The sequence below is a fragment of the Nonomuraea sp. bgisy101 genome (assembly GCF_057708945.1).
Window position 1 is genome coordinate 174,957 of sequence record NZ_JBYITD010000001.1, and the last position, 24,551, is coordinate 199,507.

Annotated in this window: 19 protein-coding genes; 9 read left to right on the forward strand and 10 right to left on the reverse strand. The window is 70.5% G+C overall.

Going from position 1 to position 24,551, the window contains the following annotated elements; translation table 11 throughout:
* Positions 1–323: 323 nt before the first annotated feature.
* The 4 genes from AC3EO4_RS00825 to AC3EO4_RS00840 all read right to left on the reverse strand — a co-directional run bounded on the left by AC3EO4_RS00825 (position 324) and on the right by AC3EO4_RS00840 (position 2,747).
* Entirely contained in the window at positions 324–1,142 is an 819-nt protein-coding gene (locus tag AC3EO4_RS00825) for a CPBP family glutamic-type intramembrane protease (protein WP_431892909.1), read from the reverse strand.
* Positions 1,139–1,501: a serine hydrolase gene (locus AC3EO4_RS00830; protein ID WP_431892911.1), complete on the reverse strand. Its 363-nt coding sequence runs from the start codon at positions 1,499–1,501 to the stop codon at positions 1,139–1,141. Before AC3EO4_RS00830 ends, AC3EO4_RS00825 begins: the two co-directional genes overlap by 4 nt.
* Positions 1,502–1,573: 72 nt before the next feature.
* Positions 1,574–1,717, reverse strand: a complete 144-nt coding sequence (locus tag AC3EO4_RS00835; protein WP_379579750.1) for a helix-turn-helix domain-containing protein — start codon at positions 1,715–1,717, stop codon at positions 1,574–1,576.
* Between the two features lie 91 nt (positions 1,718–1,808).
* Positions 1,809–2,747 carry a CPBP family intramembrane glutamic endopeptidase gene (locus tag AC3EO4_RS00840; RefSeq protein WP_431892913.1) on the reverse strand — a complete coding sequence of 313 codons (939 nt, stop codon included), beginning with the start codon at positions 2,745–2,747 and terminating at the stop codon, positions 1,809–1,811.
* Between the two features lie 70 nt (positions 2,748–2,817).
* Here AC3EO4_RS00840 and AC3EO4_RS00845 point away from each other — a divergent pair, with 70 nt between their 5' ends.
* On the forward strand, positions 2,818–3,450 hold the full coding sequence (locus AC3EO4_RS00845; RefSeq protein ID WP_379579747.1) for a LysE family translocator: 633 nt from the start codon (positions 2,818–2,820) through the stop codon (positions 3,448–3,450).
* Between the two features lie 31 nt (positions 3,451–3,481).
* Here AC3EO4_RS00845 and AC3EO4_RS00850 read toward each other — a convergent pair whose 3' ends face one another.
* Positions 3,482–4,720: a serine hydrolase domain-containing protein gene (locus tag AC3EO4_RS00850; protein ID WP_431892916.1), complete on the reverse strand. Its 1,239-nt coding sequence runs from the start codon at positions 4,718–4,720 to the stop codon at positions 3,482–3,484.
* Between the two features lie 216 nt (positions 4,721–4,936).
* Between AC3EO4_RS00850 and AC3EO4_RS00855 the strand changes: the two genes are divergently transcribed.
* Positions 4,937–5,653 carry a hypothetical protein gene (locus AC3EO4_RS00855; protein ID WP_379579743.1) on the forward strand — a complete coding sequence of 239 codons (717 nt, stop codon included), beginning with the start codon at positions 4,937–4,939 and terminating at the stop codon, positions 5,651–5,653.
* Positions 5,654–5,700: 47 nt separating this feature from the next.
* On the opposite strand, the gene AC3EO4_RS00860 is transcribed toward AC3EO4_RS00855, so the two are convergent.
* Positions 5,701–6,549 (reverse strand): alpha/beta fold hydrolase, encoded by an 849-nt coding sequence (locus tag AC3EO4_RS00860; RefSeq protein WP_431892918.1) that lies wholly within the window; start codon positions 6,547–6,549, stop codon positions 5,701–5,703.
* 10 nt (positions 6,550–6,559) lie between these two features.
* Positions 6,560–9,961, reverse strand: a complete 3,402-nt coding sequence (locus AC3EO4_RS00865; protein ID WP_431892920.1) for a serine/threonine-protein kinase — start codon at positions 9,959–9,961, stop codon at positions 6,560–6,562.
* A 120-nt stretch (positions 9,962–10,081) separates the two neighbouring features.
* Here AC3EO4_RS00865 and AC3EO4_RS00870 point away from each other — a divergent pair, with 120 nt between their 5' ends.
* Positions 10,082–10,303, forward strand: a complete 222-nt coding sequence (locus AC3EO4_RS00870; RefSeq protein WP_379579737.1) for a hypothetical protein — start codon at positions 10,082–10,084, stop codon at positions 10,301–10,303.
* A gap of 23 nt (positions 10,304–10,326) precedes the next feature.
* On the forward strand, positions 10,327–10,998 hold the full coding sequence (locus AC3EO4_RS00875; RefSeq protein WP_379579735.1) for a type 1 glutamine amidotransferase: 672 nt from the start codon (positions 10,327–10,329) through the stop codon (positions 10,996–10,998).
* Here the strand turns inward: AC3EO4_RS00875 and AC3EO4_RS00880 are convergent.
* Positions 10,970–11,617 (reverse strand): HXXEE domain-containing protein, encoded by a 648-nt coding sequence (locus AC3EO4_RS00880; protein ID WP_431892923.1) that lies wholly within the window; start codon positions 11,615–11,617, stop codon positions 10,970–10,972. The genes AC3EO4_RS00875 and AC3EO4_RS00880 overlap by 29 nt on opposite strands.
* A gap of 74 nt (positions 11,618–11,691) precedes the next feature.
* Here AC3EO4_RS00880 and AC3EO4_RS00885 point away from each other — a divergent pair, with 74 nt between their 5' ends.
* The 3 genes from AC3EO4_RS00885 (at position 11,692) to AC3EO4_RS00895 (ending at position 16,791) form a co-directional block, all read left to right on the forward strand.
* Positions 11,692–15,135 (forward strand): bifunctional [glutamine synthetase] adenylyltransferase/[glutamine synthetase]-adenylyl-L-tyrosine phosphorylase, encoded by a 3,444-nt coding sequence (locus AC3EO4_RS00885; protein WP_431892925.1) that lies wholly within the window; start codon positions 11,692–11,694, stop codon positions 15,133–15,135.
* A 61-nt stretch (positions 15,136–15,196) separates the two neighbouring features.
* Positions 15,197–16,243, forward strand: coding sequence for a hypothetical protein (locus AC3EO4_RS00890; protein WP_379579729.1), 1,047 nt, complete (start codon positions 15,197–15,199; stop codon positions 16,241–16,243).
* A gap of 47 nt (positions 16,244–16,290) precedes the next feature.
* Positions 16,291–16,791 (forward strand): hypothetical protein, encoded by a 501-nt coding sequence (locus tag AC3EO4_RS00895; protein ID WP_431892928.1) that lies wholly within the window; start codon positions 16,291–16,293, stop codon positions 16,789–16,791.
* Positions 16,792–17,156: 365 nt separating this feature from the next.
* On the opposite strand, the gene glnA is transcribed toward AC3EO4_RS00895, so the two are convergent.
* Together glnA and AC3EO4_RS00905 are read right to left on the reverse strand one after the other, a co-directional pair.
* Positions 17,157–18,581: a type I glutamate--ammonia ligase gene (glnA, locus tag AC3EO4_RS00900; protein ID WP_379579725.1), complete on the reverse strand. Its 1,425-nt coding sequence runs from the start codon at positions 18,579–18,581 to the stop codon at positions 17,157–17,159.
* Positions 18,582–18,676: 95 nt separating this feature from the next.
* Complete coding sequence (locus tag AC3EO4_RS00905; protein ID WP_431892932.1) at positions 18,677–19,600, reverse strand: hypothetical protein; 924 nt, start codon at positions 19,598–19,600, stop codon at positions 18,677–18,679.
* A 72-nt stretch (positions 19,601–19,672) separates the two neighbouring features.
* Here AC3EO4_RS00905 and AC3EO4_RS00910 point away from each other — a divergent pair, with 72 nt between their 5' ends.
* Complete coding sequence (locus tag AC3EO4_RS00910; RefSeq protein WP_379579721.1) at positions 19,673–20,140, forward strand: RDD family protein; 468 nt, start codon at positions 19,673–19,675, stop codon at positions 20,138–20,140.
* A gap of 129 nt (positions 20,141–20,269) precedes the next feature.
* On the forward strand, positions 20,270–24,517 hold the full coding sequence (locus tag AC3EO4_RS00915) for a GH92 family glycosyl hydrolase (RefSeq protein WP_431892934.1): 4,248 nt from the start codon (positions 20,270–20,272) through the stop codon (positions 24,515–24,517).
* The last annotated feature ends 34 nt before the right edge of the window (positions 24,518–24,551 follow it).

The window sequence follows — 24,551 nt, forward strand, 5'->3', positions numbered from 1 at the left end:
CGAGCTGCCGCCCGCACCTGCCGATGGCATCAAGCGGCGGGGCAGGCCCCGGACCAAAGGGGACAGGCTGGGGCAGGTCGCCGAACTGGCCGCCATCCGCTCGCCGCCGACGTCGTCGCCGAGCACCGCCGACGCGCTCCCTGGTATCGCACCAAGAGCCGGCCCAGCTTCGACGACATGCTCGCCCTGCTCCGCCGCCAGGTCATCGCCTCACGATTTTCCGCGACCCGGCACGCGCAGCCCGACCTCGCGAAAATCGAGGACGAGGCTCTGGCTTGTGCTTACGCAACGGGATAACGGCCAAACTCGAGCAAGGAATCAACCTAACCTTCAATAGACCCGCGGACGAGCTGCGCCCGGCTCGGGCGCATCAGCCACACGGCAGCGGCGAGCGTGAGCACCCAGCCGATCACTTCGATGAGCAGGTGATCCGTTGCGTTGGGGACGGATTGCAGCAGGTACACCCGGACGCTGTTGATCGCTCCGTGCGTCAGAACCGCGGGCCAGACACTCCCCGACTGCCGGCGAAGTGCGAGCAACAGCGGCGCCCATGGCAGCATGCCCGCGTAGTAGACAACGATGTCCCAGGGTGGTCGATCACCGATGACGGCGAGGACCGGTAGGTGCCAGACGATCCAGACCAGACCGCTGACAAGGGCCAGCGGCCAGAATCCCCATGACGCGGCGCGCGTCGCCAGCCAGCCGCGCCAGCCGAACTCTTCGCCGATGGCGAAGACCGACTGCATGAGGAAGACCGGAACGATCCACATGGTCGCCGTGAAGATCTGGTCAAGCGGGTTGAGCTGCCAGATCCCCAATGCCAGTGCGATGGCGGTTTGGATCGCGGCGATCGCGGCGATGAGGCCGATGCCGATGCCGGCCCACTTGGGTGTGCCGCGCCACCTGGTGGCGAACGTCTCTCGGAACGTTCCGGGTCGTCGGGCGAGCCACATGATGATCGCTGCGAGCAGCGGGGTCAGTTGCAGGATCGGAGTGATCAGGTTGTAGAAGTCCGTCGGGACGAGCCGGAAGACCATCGGAACGGACAGCGCGAAACACAGCAGGACGGCGATCGCGAAAAACCACGTGACATCGCTGATAGTTGATCTGGCAGAACTGGAGCGCGTGGGGGACGCAGTCATGATGACCTCGTTTCGTGCGGGCGCGAGGATCTAGCTCGATGAGCGGACGGTGATCTTGGTGTACGCGGATCGGCCATCTTGAACTCGGGGAGAACCTTGACGACCGGGTCGTCCATGGAGAATCGGTCCGTCAGCAGCATGATCGCCGTCGCCGTCATCGACTTGCTCAAGGACGCGATACGGAACGGCGTCCGGGGCGTCACCGCGTTGTCGTCCCCATCCCGGTCGTGGACGATCGTCTCGACGGACGACCCGTCGATCACGGCAGCTGCGACGCCCGGCGTGCCGTAGACGGAGCGGTAGTCGTCGATCAGCTCCTGGTCACCGGCATAGGCCGGGGCTGTCCAGCCGACGAGCATGACGACGCTGAGAAGTATGAGACGTAGGAAACGCACAATCTCGAACCTAGGCCGGGCGGAATCGGTCCGGCCTCACCCGAAGGGGTGAACCCGGTACCGCCCGTCAGGATGGAATTCGTGGCGAGCGACGAGCCCGTTCTCGTAGGCGTAGATCACCACGTGCACGCGGTCACGCAGGTCCCGCTTCTGCAGGCTGGCCCGGACGTGCGACCTCACCGTGTTCTCGCCCAGCACCAGTTCCGCTTAGATCTCGCTGTTGGACCTGCCGCGGGCGAGCAAGCCGCCACCCTCTCCACGAGCATCGTGCTCATCTCCGCACTGCTGGGCGGGTGGCCGCCATGCCGGCTGTGGACCGGCCGGGCGAGCTTCTGGCGAGCAGCAGGGCGATGGCGCCGAACACCAGCCAGCCGACGACGCCGAACACTCCGCCGAGGACCGGGTCGGCGGGATGGCGGGCGTCGGAGGCCACGAGGTAGAGCGCGGGCATCGTGCCGTTGATCGCGGCGTGCCCGATCACGGCGGGCCAGACGCTGGCCGTACGGAGGCGGAGCAGGCCCAGCACGGACCCGGTGGCCACGCAGGCGGCGGTGAACAGCGGCACGCCCCACCAGCCGAGGCCCGGGTAGTGGTAGCCGGCCAGGGTGAGCGGGGCGTGCCACACGCCCCAGATCACGCCGGACAGCAGCAGCGCCTTGGTCCGGCCGAGCGGCATCAGGCGGGGCAGGAGCCAGCCGCGCCATCCCCATTCCTCGCCGAACGCGCCGATGGCGTACAGGACGGGGTAGACGACGATCGCGATGGCCAGCCCGGTGGCGGCGAAGGCGTGCGTGGCCCCGGGGAAGACCTGGCGGTAGCCCGACAGGCCCGCCAGGTCGACGGGGAAGAGGCCGGCCGCCGCGCTGATCGCGATCGTGACCGCCACGGCCACGGGGACGGCGAGCCAGGTGAGCGCGGTGACGCCGAGCGCGCGCCCCGGCCTGCCACCGAACGTCAGGCCGGTGTCGCGGGCCCACGCCCTGGCGTTGTCCCTGCGCAGCAGCCAGACGGCGAGGACCCCGAGGGCGGGCGAGAGTTGCATGCCCGCCAGCGTGGTCTGGAGGGCGGAGCCAGGGGCGTTCGGGAGCGCGCTCCAGAGGGGGATCGCGGCCAGCCAGGCGCCGCCGAAGGCGATCGCGAGGAACACGAGGAAGTCGGCGGGGCGAGCCGGGATGACCTGGCGTGTCGGCGGGCTTTCGAGGTTCGTCATGTCCTCGATCGTCGGAGGGGGAAGGGGGCGCGGCCAGTGAAGAATTCACGACCTGTGGCACTATCGCGTCATGCCCATCGACCATCAGTTGCTCGTGGTGTTCACCCTGACCACGATCGTCGCCATGATCACCCCAGGGCCTGACATGCTGTTCGTGCTGGGTTGCGGGATGCGGGGCGGGCCGCGCGCCGGCCTGCTCGCCACGGCGGGCGTCGCGACCAGCGAGGCGGTCCACGTCGCCGTGGCGGCCGCAGGTCTGGCCGCGCTGTTCGCCGCCGTGCCGGTCGCCTTCACCGTCGTGCGGATCGTGGGCGCCGCCTACCTGATCTACCTCGGCGTGCAGGCCATCAGGCAGAGCAGGAAGAACCAGGACGAGTCACCGCTCATCGGCGTGGGCATGTCGGGGCGCAGGGCCTTCCTCAACGGCCTGGTGACCAACCTGCTGAACCCGAAGATGGTCACCTTCACGATCGCCTTCCTGCCGCAGTTCATCAACCCGCAGCTGGGTCAGGTGTGGCTGCAGTTCGCGATCCTCGGTGCCATCATGATCGCGCTGGAGTTCCTCGTCGACGGCACGGTCGGCGTGATGGCCGGGCGGATCGGCGCGTGGCTGCGCCGCAGGCAGGCCGTACGGCGGCGCCTCGACCTCGCCACCGGAGGCGTCTTCATCGGGCTGGGTGTGAAACTGGCCGCCGAGCGTTGAGCCCAGGGCGTGAGCCCGGCGGCCAGGCGGGTCAGAGGTACTTCGGGTAGAGGTCGGTGGTAGGCCACGAGGTGACCGCGTCGTGCGCCTGCCACATCAGCCGGTCGATCACGTCGAAGTCGGGGGAGCCCTCCTCCTCCCGCCTGTTGAACTGCACGCACCACGTCACCCCTGCCGAGGTGCGCACGAGCAGCGTGAACGTGCCCGGCATCGAACCCGTGTGCCAGGTGTTGAGGCCGCTGCCCGCGGTCCTGACGTACCAGCCGCAGCCGTACCACCAGCCGTCGCCGCTCACGCCGATCTCCGGCTTGGCGAACGCGCGGGAGATGGAGGTGGCGTTCAGGACGGTGCCCGCCTTGTCGAAGGCGCCGGCCCACCGGACGGTGTCGACGGCCGAGGCCAGCCAGCCCCCGTTGGCGTCCTGGTTGGGCATGTTGAACCCGCCGTACGGGTACGGCACGACCTCACCCGAGGTGTCGACCACGCTCTTGTTGGTGTACTTGGAGTTGTACTCGACCTCGCTGGGCGACATGTCCGCGCGCAGGCTCTCGCCGAGCCCCATCCTGTCGATGCCGAGCGGCGCCAGCAGCTTCGACTTCACGTAGGACTCGTAGCTCTGCCCCGAGACCTTCTCGATGACCCGGCCCAGCAGCATGTAGCCGTAGTTGCTGTAGGACATCTTGCTGCCCGGTTCGAAGTCGAGCGGCTTGGCCGTGACGTATTTCACGATGTCGGCGTGGCTGACCGGCAGCGGCGCGTCGAGCGAGGCGGAGATCGTGGCGTCGAGCCACAGCGGGTCCTTGCTGACGTTCCTGTCCCAGCCGCCCGTGTGCTGCATGAGCCGCCACAGGGTGACCTTCTCGAGGCGGGGGTCGGCGGTGGCCGAAAGGCCGAGGAGCGTGGTGATGGGGGAGGTCAGGCTGAGCTTGCCGTCCTGGGCCAGGCGCAGGATCGCCGCCGAGGTGATGCTCTTGCTCAGGCTCGCGATGCGGAACAGCGAGGTCGGCTGCACGCGGGCGAGCGTGGTGGTGGTGTTCGGGCGGTAGACGCCGTAGCCGCGGGCGACCAGCAGCTTGCCGTTCCTGGCGACGGCGAGCTGGCCGCAGCTGATGTTCCGCTCGGTCATGTACTTCTGCACGGTCTTGTCGAAGCTGGCCAGCTGAGTCGGGACGACCCCGCTGGCCAGCAGGGCCGCCTCGGCTCTCGCGGGCTGCAGCCCCAACGCTACGGTGGCGGCGCCCGCCTTGAGCAGGTTCCGACGGCTCAGCACAGTCACTTCTGACCCCCAAGTCACATCCGTGTCAAGGGGCAGCATCTTACGGACAAGTCAGTGCTTTTGCCGATTCCATGGGAAGCTTGACGGACATTGGCGCGTTACACGTGCTTAGCGACCCCGACATCACCCCCTGGTTCTCTTGGTTATGGGACATTCGGGTAAAATCGGTCCGTTCTAAATCGCGTTTCCAGACATATTGGAGGGTGTGGCATGACGACGGCTGCCCTGCAGACCGTGTTGACCGTCCCCGAGCGCTTCCGCGGCCCGGCGGAGATCGCCAACGGCGGCTGGATCTCCGGCACCGTGGCCGAGGCGCTCAACGGTCTCGAATCGGCCGTGGAGGTCACCCTTCATGCACCCACCCCGCTCGAGACCGAGCTCCGGCTGGAGCACGTGGCCAACTCCGCGTCCCTCTCCCAGGACGGCAAGCTGCTCGTCGAGGCCATCCCGGTCGCCGAGCACCTCACCGGGCCCGGCTTCGTGCCGTTCAACGAGGCCGCCCGCGCCGAGGCCGGATTCCCCGGCTGGAAGGGCCACGCCTTCCCCGAGTGCTTCGCCTGCGGCCTGCGCGAGCCGGGCGACGGCCTGCGGGTCTTCCCCGGTCCTGTCGACGGCGCCGACGTCGTCGCGGCGGGGTGGCGCGTGCCGTTCACGGTGACCGACGAGGACGGCGCCGTGCCCGTCGCCGTCGTCGGCGCGGTGCTCGACTGCGTGACCGGCTGGGCCCACTTCGCGCCCGGCGAGTCCGCCCTGCTCGGCCGGCTGACCCTGCAGGTCGACCGCCGCGTCTACCCGGGCGGCACGTACTCGGTCGTGGCCAAGGCCACCGGCCGCGAGGGCCGCAAGCTCTTCGGCGAGAGCGCCATCTACGAGGTGGACGGGACGCTGGTGGCCGCGGCCAGGGCGACCTGGATCGCTCCACGCTAGGAACGCATGACGTCAGGGGTGGCCCGGCCGGGCCACCCCTGACGCGTCTACCGGGTCAGACGGTCGGCGACCAGCGACGCGCACCGGTCGTCGAACAGGATCGTGTAGTGGTTGCAGTCGGGCACCAGCTCGTCGCGCAGCCCCGGCACCCGCGCCGTCCATGTCGCGGCCAGTTCGTCGGGCAGCATCCCCACGTCCTGGTTGAGCAGGCCGCGCGGCGCCCGCAGCACGGTCGTCGGCGCCTCGATGGCGGCCAGCGACGCCCCGACGTTCTCGCCGTTGACCCACAACCACCTGCCGTCCTCGCGCACCGCCTCGCCCACCGCCCGCGAGCGAAGCGCGCCCGAGGGCCCCATGAGGTCGTACCTGACGTACTCCTCCACCTCGGCCGTCCACTGCCCCACGAAGGCGGGGTGCGCCCTGAAGAAGGCGACGTACTCCTCGGGCGTCGCGAAAGTCCGGCTCAGCCTGGCGATCGCGGGTCCCAGCGTGGCCTCGATCTCCGCGTCCACGTCGGCGTCCGGCGCGGGCGAAGGGAACGGCAGCCCGCCGTCCACCAGCACCACCCTGTCGAAGGGGCGCCGAGCCGCCGCCAGGACCGCCACGTAGGCGCCCATCGAGTGACCGGTGAGCACCGCGTCGGGTCCCGCCCCGACGTGCTCGGCCACGCGCAACACGTCGTCGGCGTGCCTGGGCAGGCCGTAGGGGCCGGGCAGGTCACGGCTGTGACCGCGGCCCCGCAGGTCCATCGCCACGAGCGACCACTCCGGGGGCAGCCTGCGCGCCACCGCCGCCCACGCCATGAGTGAGGCGGTGATCCCGTGGACGGCGACGATCAGCCTGGGACCCGTCCCGAAGGTGGCGATCCGCAGGCCTTCGACCTCTTCTTCCCTCATGCGCGCGATCTTAGGGGCAGACCTTCCTGTACGGCAGGGCGGGCACGTACGTCCGCCACTGCGCCTCGGTGAGCGTTCCTCCCGCGCGGGCGCAGACGGCGGCCAGCACCTTGGCGGGAGCCACCGGTTGTTCGCGCACCACCGCCTTGCCGTCCATGGTGAGCAGCGACGAACCGTCGGTGGTGAAGGCCACTGACTTGATCCACCCGCCGCCGGCGAACTCGGCCCCGCCCGCGTCGGGGTAGGTTCCGAGGCTCACCCCCTTGACCGGGTCGAACAGCAGCACCCTGCCCTTGCCGCCGACCGCGACGACGTCCTCGGTGGGGGAGTAGGCGGTGGCGTAGTCGGCGGAGTTGCCCTGGGCGCCCCTGGTGACGGGGTTGAGCCGGCGCCTGGTGGCCGCGTCCCAGAGCGTCAGCCGCCCGCGCGAGTCGAGCACGGCCAACTGCCTGCCCGAGCGGGTGAAGAACACCCGCATGCCTTCCCCTCCGAACGGAGCCCCCAGGGGCTTGCCCGTCGCCGCGTCGAGCAGCGACTGGCGTGGGCCGCTCAGGGCGAGCGTGCGGCCGTCGGGCGAGAGCGCGGCGTCGTTGGTCTCGGCCTGGTCGCCGCTCCACAGCCGTCGTCCGCGCTGCCAGTCCCAGACCTGGGCGGCGTGGCGGAGGTCGGGCCTGCCGTCGTCGGGACTGCGCAACACGATGGCCAGCCGCGCTCCGTCACGGCTGAAGACGGCCCGCACCGGCTCCATGTCGCCCGCGGCCAGCCGTAGCTCGGCGAGAGTGGCCCGCGAGCCCACGTCCACGATCGCGACCTTGCGGCGGAGGAAGAGGGCCAGCCGCTTGCCGTCACCGCTGAAAGCGAGGCCTTCGACGGAGGGCAGCGAGCCGAGGTCCTTGCCTCCGCGTGCCTGGCGCAGCTTCATGGCCCCGCTGTCGTCGGCGGTCACCAGATGGTGGCCGCCCGGGGAGAGCGTCGCCAAGTCCGAGTACGTGCTGTCCCCGTCCCGCCAGGCCAGGTCGGACAGATCCATGGAGAAGACCCTGTCGTCGACGAGATAGCGATAAGTACGGCCGTCGAAGAAGCCCTGCGGGAGGTCGAACTCGTCCGAGTCGCCCCGCACGGGCATGGTGGCGAGCAGCCCCGAGTCGCCCATGCGCCAGATCTGGATCTGCTTGGCGGCGGCGGAGGCGGCGAACCGGCCGTCCGCGCTGATCGCCACCGAGCCCTGGTTCCAGACCCCGTTCTCGCCCGCGCCGTCCCGCACGCCGAGCTCGACCTCGGCCTTGGTCCTGGAGTTGGTCAGGCGCAACACCCTGGTGTCGTCGGTCGTCCTCCACTCGCCCTTGGCGTCGAGCACGAAGTGGGGGACGGCCCGAGTCGTGGCTCCGGTCTCGAGGTCCCATCGCACGTCGGGTCGCTCGCTGACGGACAGGCCGGGACCGCGCTCGTCGGTGTAGAAGAGGTCGGCTCTGCCGTTGACCAGGTCGAGAGCTCGATCGAAGGTCCGCTCCCTGATGAGGCCGCCGTCGCGCAGGTCCCATGCCCTCATGCCCTTGTCGGTGACGACCGCCAGCGTCCGGCCCGAAGGCGACAGCGCGGCGTCCGCGATTCGCTGCGATCCGAGCCCGAGGTCGGGGATGCCTCCTGTGCGCTTTCCCGTCCGGACGTCCCACAGCCGAGCCGCGTTCTCGCTGACGCTCAGCAACGTCCTGCCGTCGGGCAACAGCTTTCTGATCGTGTCGCCGCTCGTGGCGGGATCCCTGAACATCGCCGACTCGCGCTGCGCCAGAGAGGCCACCAGTCCCGCCCTGGTCTGCGGGGTGTGGTCCAGGCTCCACGCCGCCGCGCTGAGCCGCATCGCCAGCCTCGGATCCGTGCCCCGCGTCGAGGCGGCCAGCGCCGTCAGCCTCGTGGCCTCGGAGCGCTCCAGCTGCCTGCCGATCTCCGCGGCCCGGTTGTCGGCGACCATGCTCTGCTGGACGGCCAGGCCCCCGGCCACCAGCGAGATCACCAGCAGGCCGCCCAGGCTGAGCGAGACGAGCCTGTTCCTCCTCGCCCTGCGCCTGGTCACCCCCGCCGCCGCCTCGAGGAAGTCGCGCTCGGCGGGGGAGAGCGTGATGTTCCTGCGCGCCGTGGCCGCCCACTGCAGCGCGTTCTCCAGGCTGGAGCCGTGGAACAGGTCGCCGTCCTTGCGGCCGCTGACGTCCCACTGCCGGGCCGCGAGCAGGATCTGCCGATGTACGGCCAGGCCGTCCCTGTTGGTGTCGATCCACCTGCGGTACCTCGGCCACGCCTGGGGCAGCGCGGGACGGGCCAGCCAGATCTCCTCGCCGTCCCTGCCCAGCAGGTAACCGAACACCTTGAGGATCTTGGTGATCGCCGCGACCTCGGGCAGGGGCCTGCCCTCGATCAGTTCGGCCGCCGCGGCGTGCCGTACCGAGAGCTCGCCGCGCTCGTCGACGGTCACCAGGCGCAGGAACACCTCGGGCGCCAGCTCCTTCTCCATGGCGCCGAGCAGCGCGTAGGCCTCCTCTGCCAGCGTGCCGAGCGCAGGATCGTCGGCGGTGACGCTCATCAGCGCCGCCTCACGCCCGCCCCTGGCGAGAAGCCCGGCGGTGCCGAGCCGCGCGTCTCCGCTCACCAGCGCGAGCAGGAGCCTGCGCGAGTCAGGCCGCTGCGCGGGCTCCTTGCTGAGCGCGGCGTCGACCAGCGGGCGCAGTTGCTCGGGCAGGACGGTGAGGTCGGGGTTGGCCGACAGCACCCTGTGCATGATCCCGCCCAGGCTGTCGGCCTCGAAGGGGTCGGCGCCCGTCGCGGCGTACAGCGTGATCGCGCCCCACGCGAACACGTCGGCGGCGGCGCTCGCCCGCTGTCCCGTGAACACCTCGGGCGCCATGTAGCTCGGCGTCCCCTTGACCAGGCCGGTCTCGGTGAGCGACATCTCCTCCGTCCTGGCGATGCCGAAGTCGATCACACGCGGCCCGTCGGGGCCGAGCAGCACGTTGTCGGGCTTGAGATCCCTGTGGACCACCCCCGCCTCGTGGATCGCGGTCAGCGCGGTCGCCACCGCGGTGGCCAGCCTGACCAGGTCGCCGCCGCCGAACCTGCGGCCGTCCGCGACGGCCCTGCGCAGGCTCGGCCCCTCCACGTACTCGCTGACGATGTACGGCCGCGGGCCCCTCAGTTCGGCGGCGATCACCTTGGCCGTGCAGAACGAGGCGACCCGCTGGGCGGCCGCGGCCTCCCTGCCGAGCTGGGCGACCTGGTCGCCGTGCAGCACCTTGACGGCGACCCTGCGGCCGTCCTCCGTGTACGCCTCGTAGACCACGCCCTGGCCGCCCGCGCCGAGCCTGGCGGCGAGCCAGTAGTCGCCGAGCCGTTGCGGGTCCCCGTCGATCAGTGCCGTCGCCATCCGCCTTCTCCGTCATCGTGATCTCTGTGGCTTTTGATGCATAAGGCCGCAATAAGGTTCGATCTGGCGTTCTTGGGGTGGTCGGGCGACACTGAAGTTCCCCCACGAAGGGTGTCAGCGATGAGCAAGCGCTCACGCCGGCGTCGCGCGCTGACCAGCGGCGCGCCCGCCTGGATGCCGGGGTTCGGCCCCGGAGAGCCGCACTGGTCCGATGACCTTCCCGACGAGCCGCCGGGAGGCGAGGGTGGTGTCAGGGAGCCGAGGCGGCCCAAGCCGACACTTCCCGGCCTGTCCGAGTACCTGGACGAACCCGAAACGCCCATTTCCGTGAGGGTCGGATAGACAAAGGCCGGATAATTGCGCATATGCGCATCACCGTGATCGAGCACGAGGCCGGAGCCGGCCTGGGGTTTTTCGAGGACTGGCTCGGCGTCGACGTCAACGTCGTCCGGCCTTATCTGGGTGAGGACGTGCCCTCGCGCGCCGAGGACGGGCTGATCGTGCTCGGCGGCGAGGCCTCGGCGTGGGACGACGAGGGCTACCCCTGGCTGCCCGCCACTCGCGAGCTGCTGCGGGTCAGCGTGGCGGACGGCACGCCAACGCTGGGCATCTGTCTGGGAGCCCAGCTCATGACCATCGCGTGCGGCGGCACGGTGGAACGCGGCGGCGACGGGCTCGAGGTGGGCGCGCGCGAGGTGGCGGCGCTGCCGGAGGCGGCGGGGGACGCGCTGCTCGGCGGCCTGGACACGGCCGTGGCCGTGCAGTACCACCAGGACGCCATGACCGCCCTGCCCGACGGAGCGGTACGCCTGGCCACCGGCGAGCAGTACCCCAACCAGGCCTACCGTCTCGGCGAGCGGGCGTGGGCGATCCAGTTCCACCCCGAGGCCACCCCCGAGATCTTCGCGGGCTGGAATCCGCCTGAAGACCTGGTCGTCGAGGTGAAGAGGGCGGAGGAGGACCTGGTCGCCGCGTGGCGGCCGCTCGCCGCGGCGTTCGGCGAGGTGGTCAGAACCAGCGGTCGTGCCGCCTCGTGAGCAGGCGGCCCAGCACGCCGTCCCCGGGAGTCGTGAGCCGGCGTGCCGCCGCACGGGCACGGGGGCGCGGCGAAGCGGGCTGGGGAGGGGACGTGCCTTCGGCAACGGACGTGCGGTCGTGCGGCGTCGAAGGGTCCCGTGGGGCGATCTGATCCCGCCGTGTCGTGAGGATGTGGGCGGCGGCGTGGACGCCGCCGAGGGCCAGCGGCAGGAGCAGCCAGCTCGATGAGGACAGCCGCTTGTCCTCCAGCCGCCGCCACGCCCACACCGAGTAGGGGATGACCACGAGCGGCGCGGTGACCACGCCCGGTGTGTAGCCGCGCACCACGGCGGCCTGCGCCAGGTGCACGACCCCGTGCGCCCCGAACGCGGCCAGCGCCGCCCGGTAGAAGCCGCTGCGCGGGCCGCTGGCCGCGGCGGCCGCCACCACCCCGCCCATGAGCCCGATGGCGACGTTGACGTGCCGTTGGTCGACGTCCATCGCATCCCAGACCCGATCGGGCACCCAGGGAAAGCGTTGGGCCAGCCGCGGCCGCGCCCTGCGGGCCCACCCGGCCATCGTGGCCAGTTCCTCGGCGTCGTGCAGCGCCCATGCGGCGAGCAAACCCCAAGCTGCCATGACGTCTCCTCTCTCATAGCAACGCAACGTTGCGTTGCAGTTTTCACTATACGCATACCTGACAAGATGAGAAGGTGCCGAGGATCGAGTCCATCGCCGCCCGCCTGGCCAAGCTCGGCTTCGCCGACCCGGCTCGCGCCGAACGCCTGGTCGCGGAGATCGACGCGGCCTGGCTGCTCGACGCCTTCGCGGCCGTCGCCGATCCCGACCTGGCCCTGCTGTCGCTGACCAGACTGGTCGAGCGGGACCCGTCGGTCCTGGACCTGCTGCGCTCCGACGAGGGGCTGCGCGCACGCCTGCTCGGCGTGCTCGGGGTGAGCGCGGCGCTGGGCGAGCATGTGATCACCCATCCCGGCCACTGGCGGTCGCTGGCGGGAGAAGCCGCCCTCGCCAGACCGGGCGAGGGCGAACTGCGCGCCACGCTCCTTCGCGCCGTCGCCGCCGACCCGTTCGCTCAGGCGCCCCGCGCCGGCGACCCGGGATCACCCGCGAGCGAACCCCTCCCCAGCCTCCCGCCCCCCGCCACACCCACCACCCCCGGGCGCGAAGCCGAGCCTCAGGCTGCCGCGCCCGCGTCCGCGACGTCCCAGTCAGACGCAGGACCTCTGGCCGCCGCGTCTGCGTCCATCACCCCCGGGTCCGACGGCGAGCCTCAGGCCGTCGCACCCGCGTCCGCCACCCCTGGGTCCGACGCCGAGCCCCAGGCCGCCGCGCCCGCTCCCGCAGGTCCTCGGGCCGACGCGCGTCCTCCCGACGCACCCCGGTCCGCCGCGACCCCGCCTGCCGAACTGCGGTTCGCCGCACCCTCACCGGCCGCGCGACACTCGGTCCAGCCCGCGCCCGGGGACACGGCCACCGGGCCCGGGCCCGGCGGGGGAGACCGGGCTCCGGCCGAGCCGGCCCCCGGCGCGGACTCGGCTGGGCTCCACTCCGGCGGAGGCGAGGCGGCCCCGGCCGAAGCCACCCTGAGCAGGGGAGAGGCGGCCCCGGCCGGGGATGCGGCGGGCCTGGCCCTCGCGGCGGACGACGACCCCGAGGGGTTGAAGTCCGCCTACCGGCGGCGGCTCATACTCCTGGCCGCCCGCGACATCACAGGCGCGGCCTCCTTCGCCGAGGTCACCGCCGAACTGTCCGACCTGGCGGGAGCCGCGTTGGAGGCGGCCCTGGCCGTCGCGCGGGCGGAGGTGCCCGCCGACGACGTACGGCTGGCCGTCATCGGCATGGGCAAGTGCGGCGCCCGCGAACTCAACTACATCAGCGACGTCGACGTCATCTTCGTGGCCGAGCCCGTCGAAGGCGCCGACGAGACCAAGGCCCTGCGGACCGCCACGCGCCTGGCCCAGGCGATGATGCGCGCCTGCGCCGACCTGTGGGAGGTCGACGCGGGCCTGCGCCCGGAGGGCCGTTCGGGCCCGTTGGTGCGCACGCTGGCCAGCCACGTGGCCTACTACCAGCGCTGGGCCAAGACCTGGGAGTTCCAGGCGCTGCTCAAGGCCAGGCCGGTCGCCGGTGACGCCGCGCTCGGCGCGGACTACGTCTCGGCGGTCGACGAGATGGTCTGGCAAGCCGCCGCGAGGGAGAACTTCGTGGAGGACGTCCAGGCGATGCGCCGCCGCGTCGAGGCGAACGCGCGCGAGGACGGGGAGCGGCAGCTCAAACTCGGTCCTGGCGGCCTGCGCGACATCGAGTTCGCGGTGCAGCTGCTGCAACTCGTGCACGGGCGGCTCGACCCGATGCTGCGCCGCAGGGCCACGCTGCCCGCGTTGGCCGCCCTCTCGCGCGGTGGATACGTCGGCAGGGACGACGCCAGGGGCCTGGCCGAGGCGTACACCTTCCTGCGCCAGGTGGAGCACCTGCTGCAGCTGCACCGGCTGCGCCGTACGCATGTCGTGCCGTCGGGCACCGACGACCTGCGCAGGCTCGGCAGGGCGCTCAAGCTGGGCCCCGACCCCGCGGCGGAGTTCACCAGGCAGTGGAAGAAGCATGCGATGGAGGCGCGGCGGCTGCACGAGAAGCTGTTCTACCGGCCGCTGCTGCAGGCCGTGGCCAGGCTTCCCGACGCCGAGGCGCGCCTGTCGACCGCCGCCGCGACCGCCCGGCTCCAGGCGCTCGGCTACCGTGACCCCTCGGGCGCGCTGCGCCACATCGCCGCGCTCACCACGGGCGTGTCCAGGCGCGCGGCCATCCAGCGGACGCTGCTGCCGGTGATGCTGGACTGGTTCGCCGACACGCCCGATCCCGATGCGGGGCTGCTCGGCTTCCGCCAGGTCAGCGACCAGCTCGGCACCACGCCGTGGTACCTGAGGCTGTTGCGCGACGAGACGGCGGTGGCGGCCCGCATGGCGCGGGTCCTGGGCACCAGCCGTTACGCCACCGACCTGCTCACCCGCGCCCCCGAGGCCGTCGCCATGCTCGGCTCCGACTCCGAGCTGGAGCCGAGGCCGGTGGCGGCGCTGCACGCGGAGGCGGCCGCGGCGGTCTCCCGGCAGGCCGGTGCCGAGGCCGCCGTCGCCTCCGTGCGGGGGCTGCGCCGCAGGGAGCTGTTCCGTACGGCGGTCGCCGACCTGTCGGGCCTGTCGGACATCGAGCAGGTGGGCGTGGCGCTGTCGGAGCTGAACGACGTGACGATCCAGGCCGCGCTCGACACCGCGCTCGCCAAGGTGGGGCTGGAGAGCAGGGGCGAGCCGCCAGGGGCGTTCGCCGTCATCGCCATGGGCAGGCTGGGCGGCATGGAGTGCTCCTACGCCAGCGACGCCGACGTGATGTTCGTCTGCGAACGCCCGGAGGCAGGCTTCGCCGTGGCCAACGAGCTGCGGCGGCTGCTGGCGCTGCCCGCCCCCGATCCGCCGCTGCTGATCGACCCCGACCTGCGCCCCGAGGGCAGGCAGGGCCCGCTGGTGCGCACCCTGGCGTCCTACCGCGCCTACTACGCCCGCTGGTCCTCGCCGTGGGAGTCGCAGGCGCTGCTGCGCGCCCGCTTCTGCGCCGGCGACGCCGGGCTCGGCGAGGCGTTCGTCGAGGTGATCGACGATCTGCGCTACCCGCGTGACGGCCTGTCGCAGGAGGCGGTGCGGGAGATCCGCAGGCTGAAGGCGCGCATGGAGGCCGAACGGCTGCCGCGGGGGGCCGACCCCGCCCTGCACACCAAGCTCGGCAGGGGTGGGCTGGCGGACGTGGAGTGGGTGGCCCAGCTGCTGCAGCTCCAGCACGCCGCCGCGGAGCCCGGGCTGCGGACGACCAGGACGCTCGAGGCGCTGCGCGCCGCCGTCTCCGCGGGGCTGCTCGACCAGGCCGACGCCGAGGTGCTGGCCGAGGGCTGGCGGTTCGCCTCCCGCATCCGCGACGCGATCATGCTGGTGAAGGGCAGGGCGGGCGACATGGTGCCGGCCGACACGCACGAGCGGCGCCTGATCGCCAGGACGCTCGGCTACCCGCCCGACGGTTCGCAGGACTTCGTCAACGACTACCGCAGGGTGACCCGGCGCGCCCGCCAGGTGGTGGAGCGCGTCTTCTACTGACGCCCACCTAAATCGGCGAACGCATTGCGTGCGGCGGGCCTGGCGTGTATCACGGCGTGGGGTGATCGCTTTGCTGTCTCTTTACGTCGATCTCGCACTCGGCCTCGTGATGTGCTTCCTGCTGCTGTCGCTGCTGGTCAGCGGCCTGAACGAGGGATTCGTCAGGCTGCTGTCGATCCGCAGCAAGTTCCTGTGGGCCTATCTCAGGGACACCATGGACGGCGCCGACTCCTCCGGCAGGGCGTGGCTGCCCAACAAGGTGGCCGACGTCTTCGCGAAGCTGCCGTTCACGCACGACCCGCGGCCCGAGCACAGCCAGCTGCCGGCGCCGTCCGAGGTCGCGCCGATGCCCACGGCGGAGAGCGCCTCGAAGGAGGCGATGACCGCGCTGTTCTACCAGCGGGTCCGCGAGATCGACCATCCCAAGACCGGCAGGACCAGCATCGCCAACATCCCCCCTGAGCGCTTCGCCGTGGCGATGATGGAGATGGCCTCGGCGGAGAAGGACGGCGTCGAGGGGCTGCTGGTCAAGCTCAAGGGCATCGGCAGTCCGCTCCACGGTCACCTGCAGGGTCTGTGGGAGGGCGCCCAGCGTGACATGGACCGCTTCAGGCAGGGCGTCGAGACCTGGTTCGACTCCGAGATGCAGCGCCTGACCATGCTGTACAAGCGCTACGTCAAGTGGGTCGTCGGCGTGCTCGGGCTCCTGATCGTGCTGCTGTTCAGCATGGACGGCCTGGAATACGCCAAGACACTGCTGCGTGACAACGCCTACCGCTCGGCCGTGTCGGCGATCGCGGGCAGCGGTTCGGAGCAGATCGAGCCGCTGAAGCAGGAGTGCGACACGCCCGGCAATCCCTACCGGTGCGTCACGGAGACTCTCAGCTCACCCGCCCTGGTCAAGGTCTTCGACCACGCGATCGTCAGCGTCGTCATCCCCGAGGACGGCGATCCGTCGGTCTCCTGGAACGGCGGCGCGTGGTGGGCCCGGCTGACCACGCTCAGCCACTGGCCCGGCTTCCTGGCCACGTATGTGGCGCTGCTGTTCGGCGCGCCCTTCTGGTGGGACGTCCTGCGCCGCATCACCGGCCTGCGCTCCGCGAAGTAAGATCACCCCACTCCCCCCACGTTTCTCAGGGAGGAGTCCTCATGTGGATGATCGCCGGAATCGTCATGATGTCGAGCGTCCTGGCGCCGGTGCCCGATGTGAAGGGCCAGGCGCTGGTTCCCGCGCTCGGGTCGCTCAGGGACGCGGGATACGAGCGCGTCAGGACCACTGACGTCAGCGGGCGCGGACGCGTGGTGGTCCTGCGCCGCGACTGGAAGGTGTGCGCCCAGAAGCCGGCGGCCGGAGCCGTGCTGAGGCAGGAACGGGTGGAGCTGGCGGTGGTGAAGGTGAGCGAGAGCTGTCCCGTCGGCGCGCCCACGCCGGCCAGGCCCGGGTTCATGCCGGACCTGAAAGGCAAGAGCGTCCGGGTGGCCCGCCAGACGCTGCCCCGGAGCACCACGCTCAGGATCAAGGACGCCACCGGCCAGAACCGCATCGTCTTCTGGGACATCGCGTGGCGCGTGTGCACCCAGACGCCGGCAGCCGACAGGCCCCTGGAAGGGCCCGTGTCGCTCGGCGTGGTCAAGTACGGCGAGTCCTGCCGCTGACCAGCCCCGCGCCCGCCTCACACACGGCGAGGCGGGCGCGCTCCTCCCCGGGCCCCAGAACCCGATGGCGGTCCGCAGGGGCCTGGCCCTGCTGCGCATCGCCGACGTCGTCCGACCGCGCCGCGTGCCGTCGCCAGGGCGGTCACTCGGGCACGGGGCGACGGCGCGTCGTGACGGTGGCGCGTGCGGTCCGGGTTCCGGACACCTGGAACCTGCCAAGCGGAAAGCCCGCGGCAAGGCACGGGACCTCGCCACGGGCTCTCGACTCGACGTGCGGCGCCACGGTGCTCGTCGCTCGGAAGGGACAGGCGCGGAACCGGACGGGAGCCGCGCGGCGGCCACGCAGGGCGCCGCGCGGCGACCGGCTAGACGTCGTAGTACATCTCGAACTCGTGCGGGTGCGGGCGCAGCCTGATCGGGTCGACCTCGTTCTCACGCTTGTAGGCGACCCACGTCTCGATCAGGTCGGGCGTGAACACGCCGCCCTCGAGCAGGTAGTCGTGGTCGGCCTCGAGCGCGTCGAGCACCTCCGACAGCGAGCCCGGCACCTGCGGGACCTGACGCGCCTCCTCGGGGGGAAGCTCGTACAGGTCCTTGTCGACCGGCTCCGGCGGCTCGATCTTGTTGCGGATGCCGTCGATGCCCGCCATCAGCATCGCCGCGAACGCGAAGTACGGGTTGCACGAAGGGTCGGGCACCCGGAACTCGATGCGCTTGGCCTTCGGGTTGGACCCGGTGATCGGGATGCGCACGCACGCCGAGCGGTTGCGCTGGGAGTAGACCAGGTTGACGGGCGCCTCGTAGCCGGGCACGAGCCGGTGGTAGGAGTTGACCGTCGGGTTGGTGAAGGCCAGCAGCGACGGCGCGTGCTTGAGCAGGCCGCCGATGTAGTAGCGGGCGGTGTCGGACAGGCCCGCGTAGCCGACCTCGTCGTAGAAGAGCGGCGAGCCGTCCTTCCACAGCGACTGGTGGCAGTGCATGCCGGAGCCGTTGTCACCGAAGATCGGCTTGGGCATGAAGGTGACCGTGTGGCCGTACTCCAGCGCCGTGCTCTTGATGACGTACTTGTAGAGCATGAGATTGTCGGCCGTCTTCAGGAGCGTGCCGAACTTGAAGTCGATCTCGGCCTGACCCGCGGTGCCGACCTCGTGGTGCTGCATCTCGACGTCGATGCCGCACTCGATGAGGTTGCGGACCATCTCCGAACGCAGGTCGGTGAAGTGGTCCATCGGCGGGACGGGGAAGTAGCCGCCCTTGTAGCGGGGCTTGTATCCGAGGTTGCCGCCCTCGGCCGCCTTGCCGGTGTTCCAGGCGCCCTCGATGGAGTCGACGTAGTAGTAGCTCGAGTGCTGGTTGGTCTCGAAGCGCACGTCGTCGAAGATGTAGAACTCGGCCTCGGGCCCGAAGTACACCGTGTCGGCGATGCCGGTGCCCTTGAGGTACTCCTCGGCCTTGCGGGCGACGTTGCGAGGGTCGCGGCTGTAGGCCTCACCGGTCAGCGGGTCGTGCACAAAGAAGTTGATGTTGAGCGTCTTGTGCTGACGGAAGGGGTCGAGCACCGCGCTGGAGGGGTCGGGCAGCAGGAGCATGTCCGACTCGTGGATGGCCTGGAAACCGCGGATAGACGAGCCGTCGAACATGAGGCCGTCGGAGAAAACGCTGGCGCCGAAATTCTCTACGGGAAAGGTGAAATGGTGCGTCGTCCCCGGCAGGTCGGTGAACCTGACATCGACGAACTGCACCCCTTCGTCCCCAATGAACTTCAGAACGTCGTCGGCGGAGTTAAACACTCTCGAACCTCCCGGGGCATGGGCTATCAGGCCGACCTTAGGGGTCGGCCGTTTCCGGGTCGTGTCCCGATTGTTTCGCATGTGTTAAGGGGGGCTCACGTCTCCTCCGAGATGGTGCAGTTCTCGCTCGTGCCCGCGTCCAGGCGGTAGGGATCGCCCGCCTGTTCGGTGGCCTTGGCCGCCACCTCGTCGTGCGGCGAGTCGGGATAGATCGGGTGGGTGAAGCCGTCGTCGATGTCGCACCTGGCCGGGGTGACGCTCCCGGTGTTCCAGTCGTAGACCCAGGCGACCAGCTCGCCCCCCTGTTTGGAGACGTGCACCTCTCCGAGATGGTGGGCCACCACGCGGTGCCTGGTCCGCGGCTGGCCCGGACGCTGGATGGCGTAGACGAAGAGGTAGTTGACCGTGACCTTCATCCCGTCCGGGTGACGGGCGAGCGTGGTTTCGCCGTTCACCTTGACGACGTCGGTGGCCAGCTCGGCGGTCTTGGGCGCGAAGCTGTGCACCCACGCCCTGGTGTTGAAGTCGTCCTTCGCTGTGAATCCCGACTTCCGGTCGAGATTCTTCCTGAACCAGGCGCGTTCCTCCGGCACGAGAAGATCGATGAAGGCTTTGGGCCTGCCGCCGAGAACGGTCGTCCTGTCGAGGTGCGAAGCGATCATGAGCTGCTTGACCCGCTTGAGGGCGGCGGCCACGTCCTTCTTCGACAGGCCGTACATGGCCTTGGCGGGCGGCATGACCAGGCCCGCCGCGCCGTTGGCGTAGTTCTCGGCCCTGGAGTCCTCGAAGGGGCCCAGCTCCTCGGGTCTCGCGTCCACCGCCTCAGTCTCCTCGGGCACGGGGCCGATCCCGGGTAACGCGCTCTCGACGGTCGCCATCAGCTCGCGCACCTGGTCTTTCGCCGAGACCAGGCCGGCGGCGCCCGCGATCACCACGACGGTGATGCCGGCCACGGCGAGCTTGCGGCGGCGTGGGCGCCGCCTGGGTTCCACCTGAGTGAAGAAGTCGTCCGGAGACATGCAGTGATCGCGCCTTTCGAGGAGGGTCGACGCATGATACGGACCGGCGGCCCCGCCGGATACCGTTGGGGTATGAGCAGCAAGGAGCAGCGGCCCCGCTGGACCCAGACCTGGTTGGGCGGGGTGAGGTCGGCCGGTGTGGATCTCGGCTACCCCGGTGAGCGCCTCGGCCTGCCCGAGGAGGGCAGCGGCTCGGTCGCCAGGTTCGGACGCAGGATCGGCGCGCTGGTCATCGACTGGCTGATCTGCACGTGGGCGATCGCGCAGGCGCTGCTCAGGATCAACCCCGCCGAGTCCCCGTGGGTGCCGGTGGCGATCTTCGCGGTGCAGTACCTGCTGCTCGTCGGGTTCCTCGGGCAGACCTTCGGGCACCGCCTGTTGGGCATCCGGGTCGCCGCGATGGACGGCGGCCGGCCGAGGTGGTTCCCTGTGCTGGTCCGCACGATCCTGCTGTGCCTCGCCGTCCCGGCGGTGATCTTCGACAGGGACCAGCGCGGCGTTCACGACCGCGTCTCCAACACCGTCGTCGTCCGCATGTAGGCGCTCACCGCCCGCCTTCGTCAAGCTCACGGCGCCTTCATCAAAAGGTGATCCGGCCGGGCGTTGACAACGTTGTCTACACGAAGGATCTTCGGTGACAACGTTGTCAGCTTCCTCGGAGGTCCCGGCATGCGGAGAGCACATCTGGCCGCGTTGGCGAGCGCGCTGTTCCTGGCGTTACCAGGGGTGGCGCTGGCCGATCCGCCACCCTCACCACTCCCCTCGGACGCGCCGTCCGCCACCCCGACCCCGCCCCCTCCACCTCCCGACGTCACCCCGTCCCCCGACGTCACCCCGTCCCCTTCGGCCCGCAGGGCGAAGGTGGACCTCGCCCCCGCAGGCGCGCTCTTCCACACCTCCTTCGAGCCCGGCCAGGCCCAGCCGACCTGGGTCAACACGGTCGACGAAGGCAAGGGAGCCGAAGGCGTCACCGGCTCCACCACTGGCGGCATCCCGGGCAACGTCACCGACGAGGTCGTCGAGGTGGCGGCCAGCGGGGAGTTCGCCGAGGCGGGAGAGGTGAAGGAGAACCTCTTCGACGGCGACGTCAACACCAAGTGGCTGGTGTTCGCCGGCACCGGCTGGGTGTCGGCCAAGCTGTCCAAGCCCATCAGGGTCGCCCGGTACGCGCTGGCCTCCGCCAACGACGCCCCTGAGCGCGACCCGCGCGACTGGGCGCTCGAAGGCTCACCCGACGGCCAGACGTGGACCGCGGTCGACACCCGCTCGGGCCAGGTGTTCGACGGCAGGCTGAAGACCCGCGAGTTCGACGTCGCCACGCCGGGCGCTTACCTGTACTACCGGCTGAACGTCACGCGCAACGGCTCCGGCGGCATCGTCCAGCTCGCCGAGCTGCAGCTGTCGGACGGCGACACCTCGCCCAAGCCGCCCTCCGACATGCGCAGCCTCGTCAGCGGCGGCCCGAGCGGAGGTTTCACCGCCAAGCCGCGCGCCGGCTACACCGGCATGAAGGCGCTGCGCTACTCGGGCAGCACCACGACCGAGCGGGGCGGACGCTCCACCAACAAGCTCTTCGAGGTGGACGTCCCCGTCGGCGCCGACACCGAGCTGACCTACAAGATCTTCCCTGAGTTCACCGGGGCGGACCTGCGCTACCCCAGCACCTACGCCGGTGTCGACCTGGCCTTCTCCGACGGCACCTACCTCAGCGACCTGGAGGCGAGCGACCACCACGGCGTCAGGGCGCGGGCACGCGCCCAGGGGGAGTCGAAGACCCTCTACGCCGACCAGTGGAACAACAAGCGCGTACGGCTCGGCGAGATCGCCAAGGGCAAGCGCGTCAAGCGCGTCCTTCTCGCCTTCGACGCGCCCGCGGGGCCGCTGCCGTTCAAGGGCTTCGTCGACGACATCACGCTGGCCGACACCGCGGCGCAGGCCCCGCAGAGCGTCGCCGACCACGTGGTCACGACCAGGGGCACCCACTCGACCGGCGGCTTCTCTCGCGGCAACAACTTCCCCGCGACGGCCGTCCCGCACGGCTTCAACTTCTGGACCCCGATGACGGGGTCGGGCTCCAACACCTGGCTGTACGAGTACCACCGCAACGGCAACCCGGACAACATCCCGACCATCCAGGCCTTCGCCGCCAGCCACGAGCCGAGCCCGTGGATGGGCGACAGGCAGTCCTTCCAGGTCATGCCGTCGCTGCTGGCCACGCCCAACCCCGACAGAGTGGCCAGGGCGACCCAGTTCACCCATGACAGGGAGACGGCCAGGCCGTACTACTACTCCGTCGACCTGCTCAACGGCATCCGCACCGAGATCGCCCCCGCCGACCACTCGGCGGTGTTCCGCTTCACCTTCCCCGACGAGCGGGGCAGTCTGATCTTCGACAACTACAACAACAACGGCGGCCTCACGATCGACGGGGGAGTCGTCACCGGGTTCACCGACACCCGCAGCGGCCTGTCGGCCGGCGCGACCAGGATGTTCGTCTACGCCGTCTTCGACCGGACACCGACCGGCGGGGGCAAGCTGACCGGGGCGGGGCGCGACAACGTCACCGGTTATCTCGCCTTCGGCGCCAAGCAGGTGACGATGCGCATCGCCACCTCCTTCATCGGCGTCGCCCAGGCCAAACGCAACCTCGAGTTGGAGGCGGGCACCTTCGAGGAGGTCAGGGCCAGGGCGAAGAAGGCCTGGGAGGACAAGCTCGGCGTCGTCGAGGTCGAGGGCGCCACGGACGACCAGCTCACCACCCTCTACTCCAACCTCTACCGCCTGTTCCTGTACCCGAACTCGGGTTTCGAGGACACTCCGGAGGGCGCCCGCTACGCCAGCCCGGTGGCGCCGCGCAGCGGACCGGACACACCCACCCAGACCGGAGCGAAGATCGTTCCGGGCAAGATCTACGTCAACAACGGCTTCTGGGACACCTACCGGACCACCTGGCCCGCCTACTCGCTGCTCACTCCCGACAAGGCGGGCGAGCTGATCGACGGGTTCGTCCAGCAGTACCGCGACGGCGGCTGGATCGCCAGATGGTCCTCGCCCGGCTACGCCGACCTGATGGTCGGCACCAGCTCCGACGTCGCCTTCGCCGACGCCTACGTCAAGGGTGTGCGCGGCTTCGACGCCCAGGGGGCCTACGAAGCCGCGCTGAAGAACGCCACCGTCGTGCCGCCCAACGGCGCGGTCGGCCGCAAGGGCATGCAGACCTCGGTCTTCCGCGGCTACACCGCCAGGGACGAGGTGGGCGAGGCGATGTCGTGGGCCGTCGACGGCTACATCAACGACTTCGGCATCGCGAACATGGCCCAGGCGCTGGGCAGGACGGAGGAGGCGGAGTACTTCCGCGCCAGGGCGCTCAACTACGTCAACATGTTCGACCCCTCGGTGGGCTTCTTCCAGGGCCGCGACTCGTCCGGCAAGTGGCGCTGGACCCCCTCGGCGTACGACCCGCGCGTGTGGGGCTACGACTACACCGAGACCAGCGGCTGGAACATGGCCTTCCACGCGCCACAGGACGGCGTGGGCCTGGCCGCCCTGTACGGCGGGCGCGCGGGCCTGGCCAAGAAGCTCGACGACTTCTTCGCCACCCCCGAGACGGCGACGTTCCCCGGTTCCTACGGCGGCATCATCCACGAGATGCGCGAGGCCAGGGACGTGCGGATGGGCCAGTACGGCCACAGCAACCAGCCCTCCCACCACATCATCTACATGTACGACTACGCGGGCCAGCCGTGGAAGGCGCAGGCCAAGGCCAGGGAGGCGCTCTCGCGGCTCTACCTCGGCAGCGAGATCGGCCAGGGCTACCCGGGCGACGAGGACAACGGCGAGATGTCGGCCTGGTACCTCTTCAGCGCCCTCGGCTTCTACCCCCTCCAGATGGGCAGCCCGCACTACGCGGTCGGCTCCCCGCTGTTCACCAAGGCGACCGTGCACCTGCCAGGCGGGAAGGACCTGGTCGTCAACGCGCCGAAGAACAGCGCGCGCAACGTCTACGTCCAGGGGCTCAAGGTGAACGGCACGGCGTGGACCTCCACCTCGCTGCCGCACGACGTCCTGGCCAAGGGCGCGGTGCTCGACTTCGACATGGGGCCCGAGCCCTCCACGTGGGGTGCGCCGCTGCAGTCGATCACCCCTGAGGGGCGGTCGCCGCGCCCGATGCGCGACATCCGGGTCACCGGCGGTCCCGCCGCGCTGTCCGACGACACCTCGGCCACCGAGGCGGTGTTCAGCGGGCCCGTCACGCTGGCGGCGGCGGGCAGGGAGCCCGTCACCTTCTACACGCTCACGTCGGGAGCCTCGGCGGCCCCGGCTGCGTGGAAGCTCGAGGGCTCGTACGACGGCGTGAGCTGGGCCGTCATCGACGAGCGCAGGCAGGAGAGCTTCGCCTGGCAGAAGCAGACGCGGCCCTTCAAGATCGCCAAGCCGGGACGGTTCGGGCACTACCGTTTCACGACGTCGGGGAACGTCGCCGAGCTGGAGCTGCTGGCCGTACCCGACCAGGCCTGTTCCAGGACCGTCAGCGGCACCCACAGGGGGCCGCTGACGGTGGACGAGGGCGTCACCTGTCTGACCGAGGGGGCCACCGTGACGGGCCCCGTCACGGTACGGCAGGGCGCCACGCTGCTGGCGAAGGACGCCAGGGTCGAGGGCCCCGTCACCGCGCACAAGGCCGCCGCGCTCGTCCTCACCGGCGTGTCGGTGGGCGGGCCCGTGAGCGTGTCGGGCGTACGCGGCGAGGTGAGCCTGGAGGCGGCCGGGATCGGCGGCCCTGTCACGCTGACCGGCGGCACGGGGCCGCTGGTCAGCGCCAGCACCGTCGGCGGCCCGCTCACCTGCTCGGGCAACGATCCGGCGATGCGCGACAACGGACTGGCGAACACGGTACGAGGTCCGCAAAACTGCTGAACCCGGTTCGTAACTAAACCGGGTATGGCTTGAG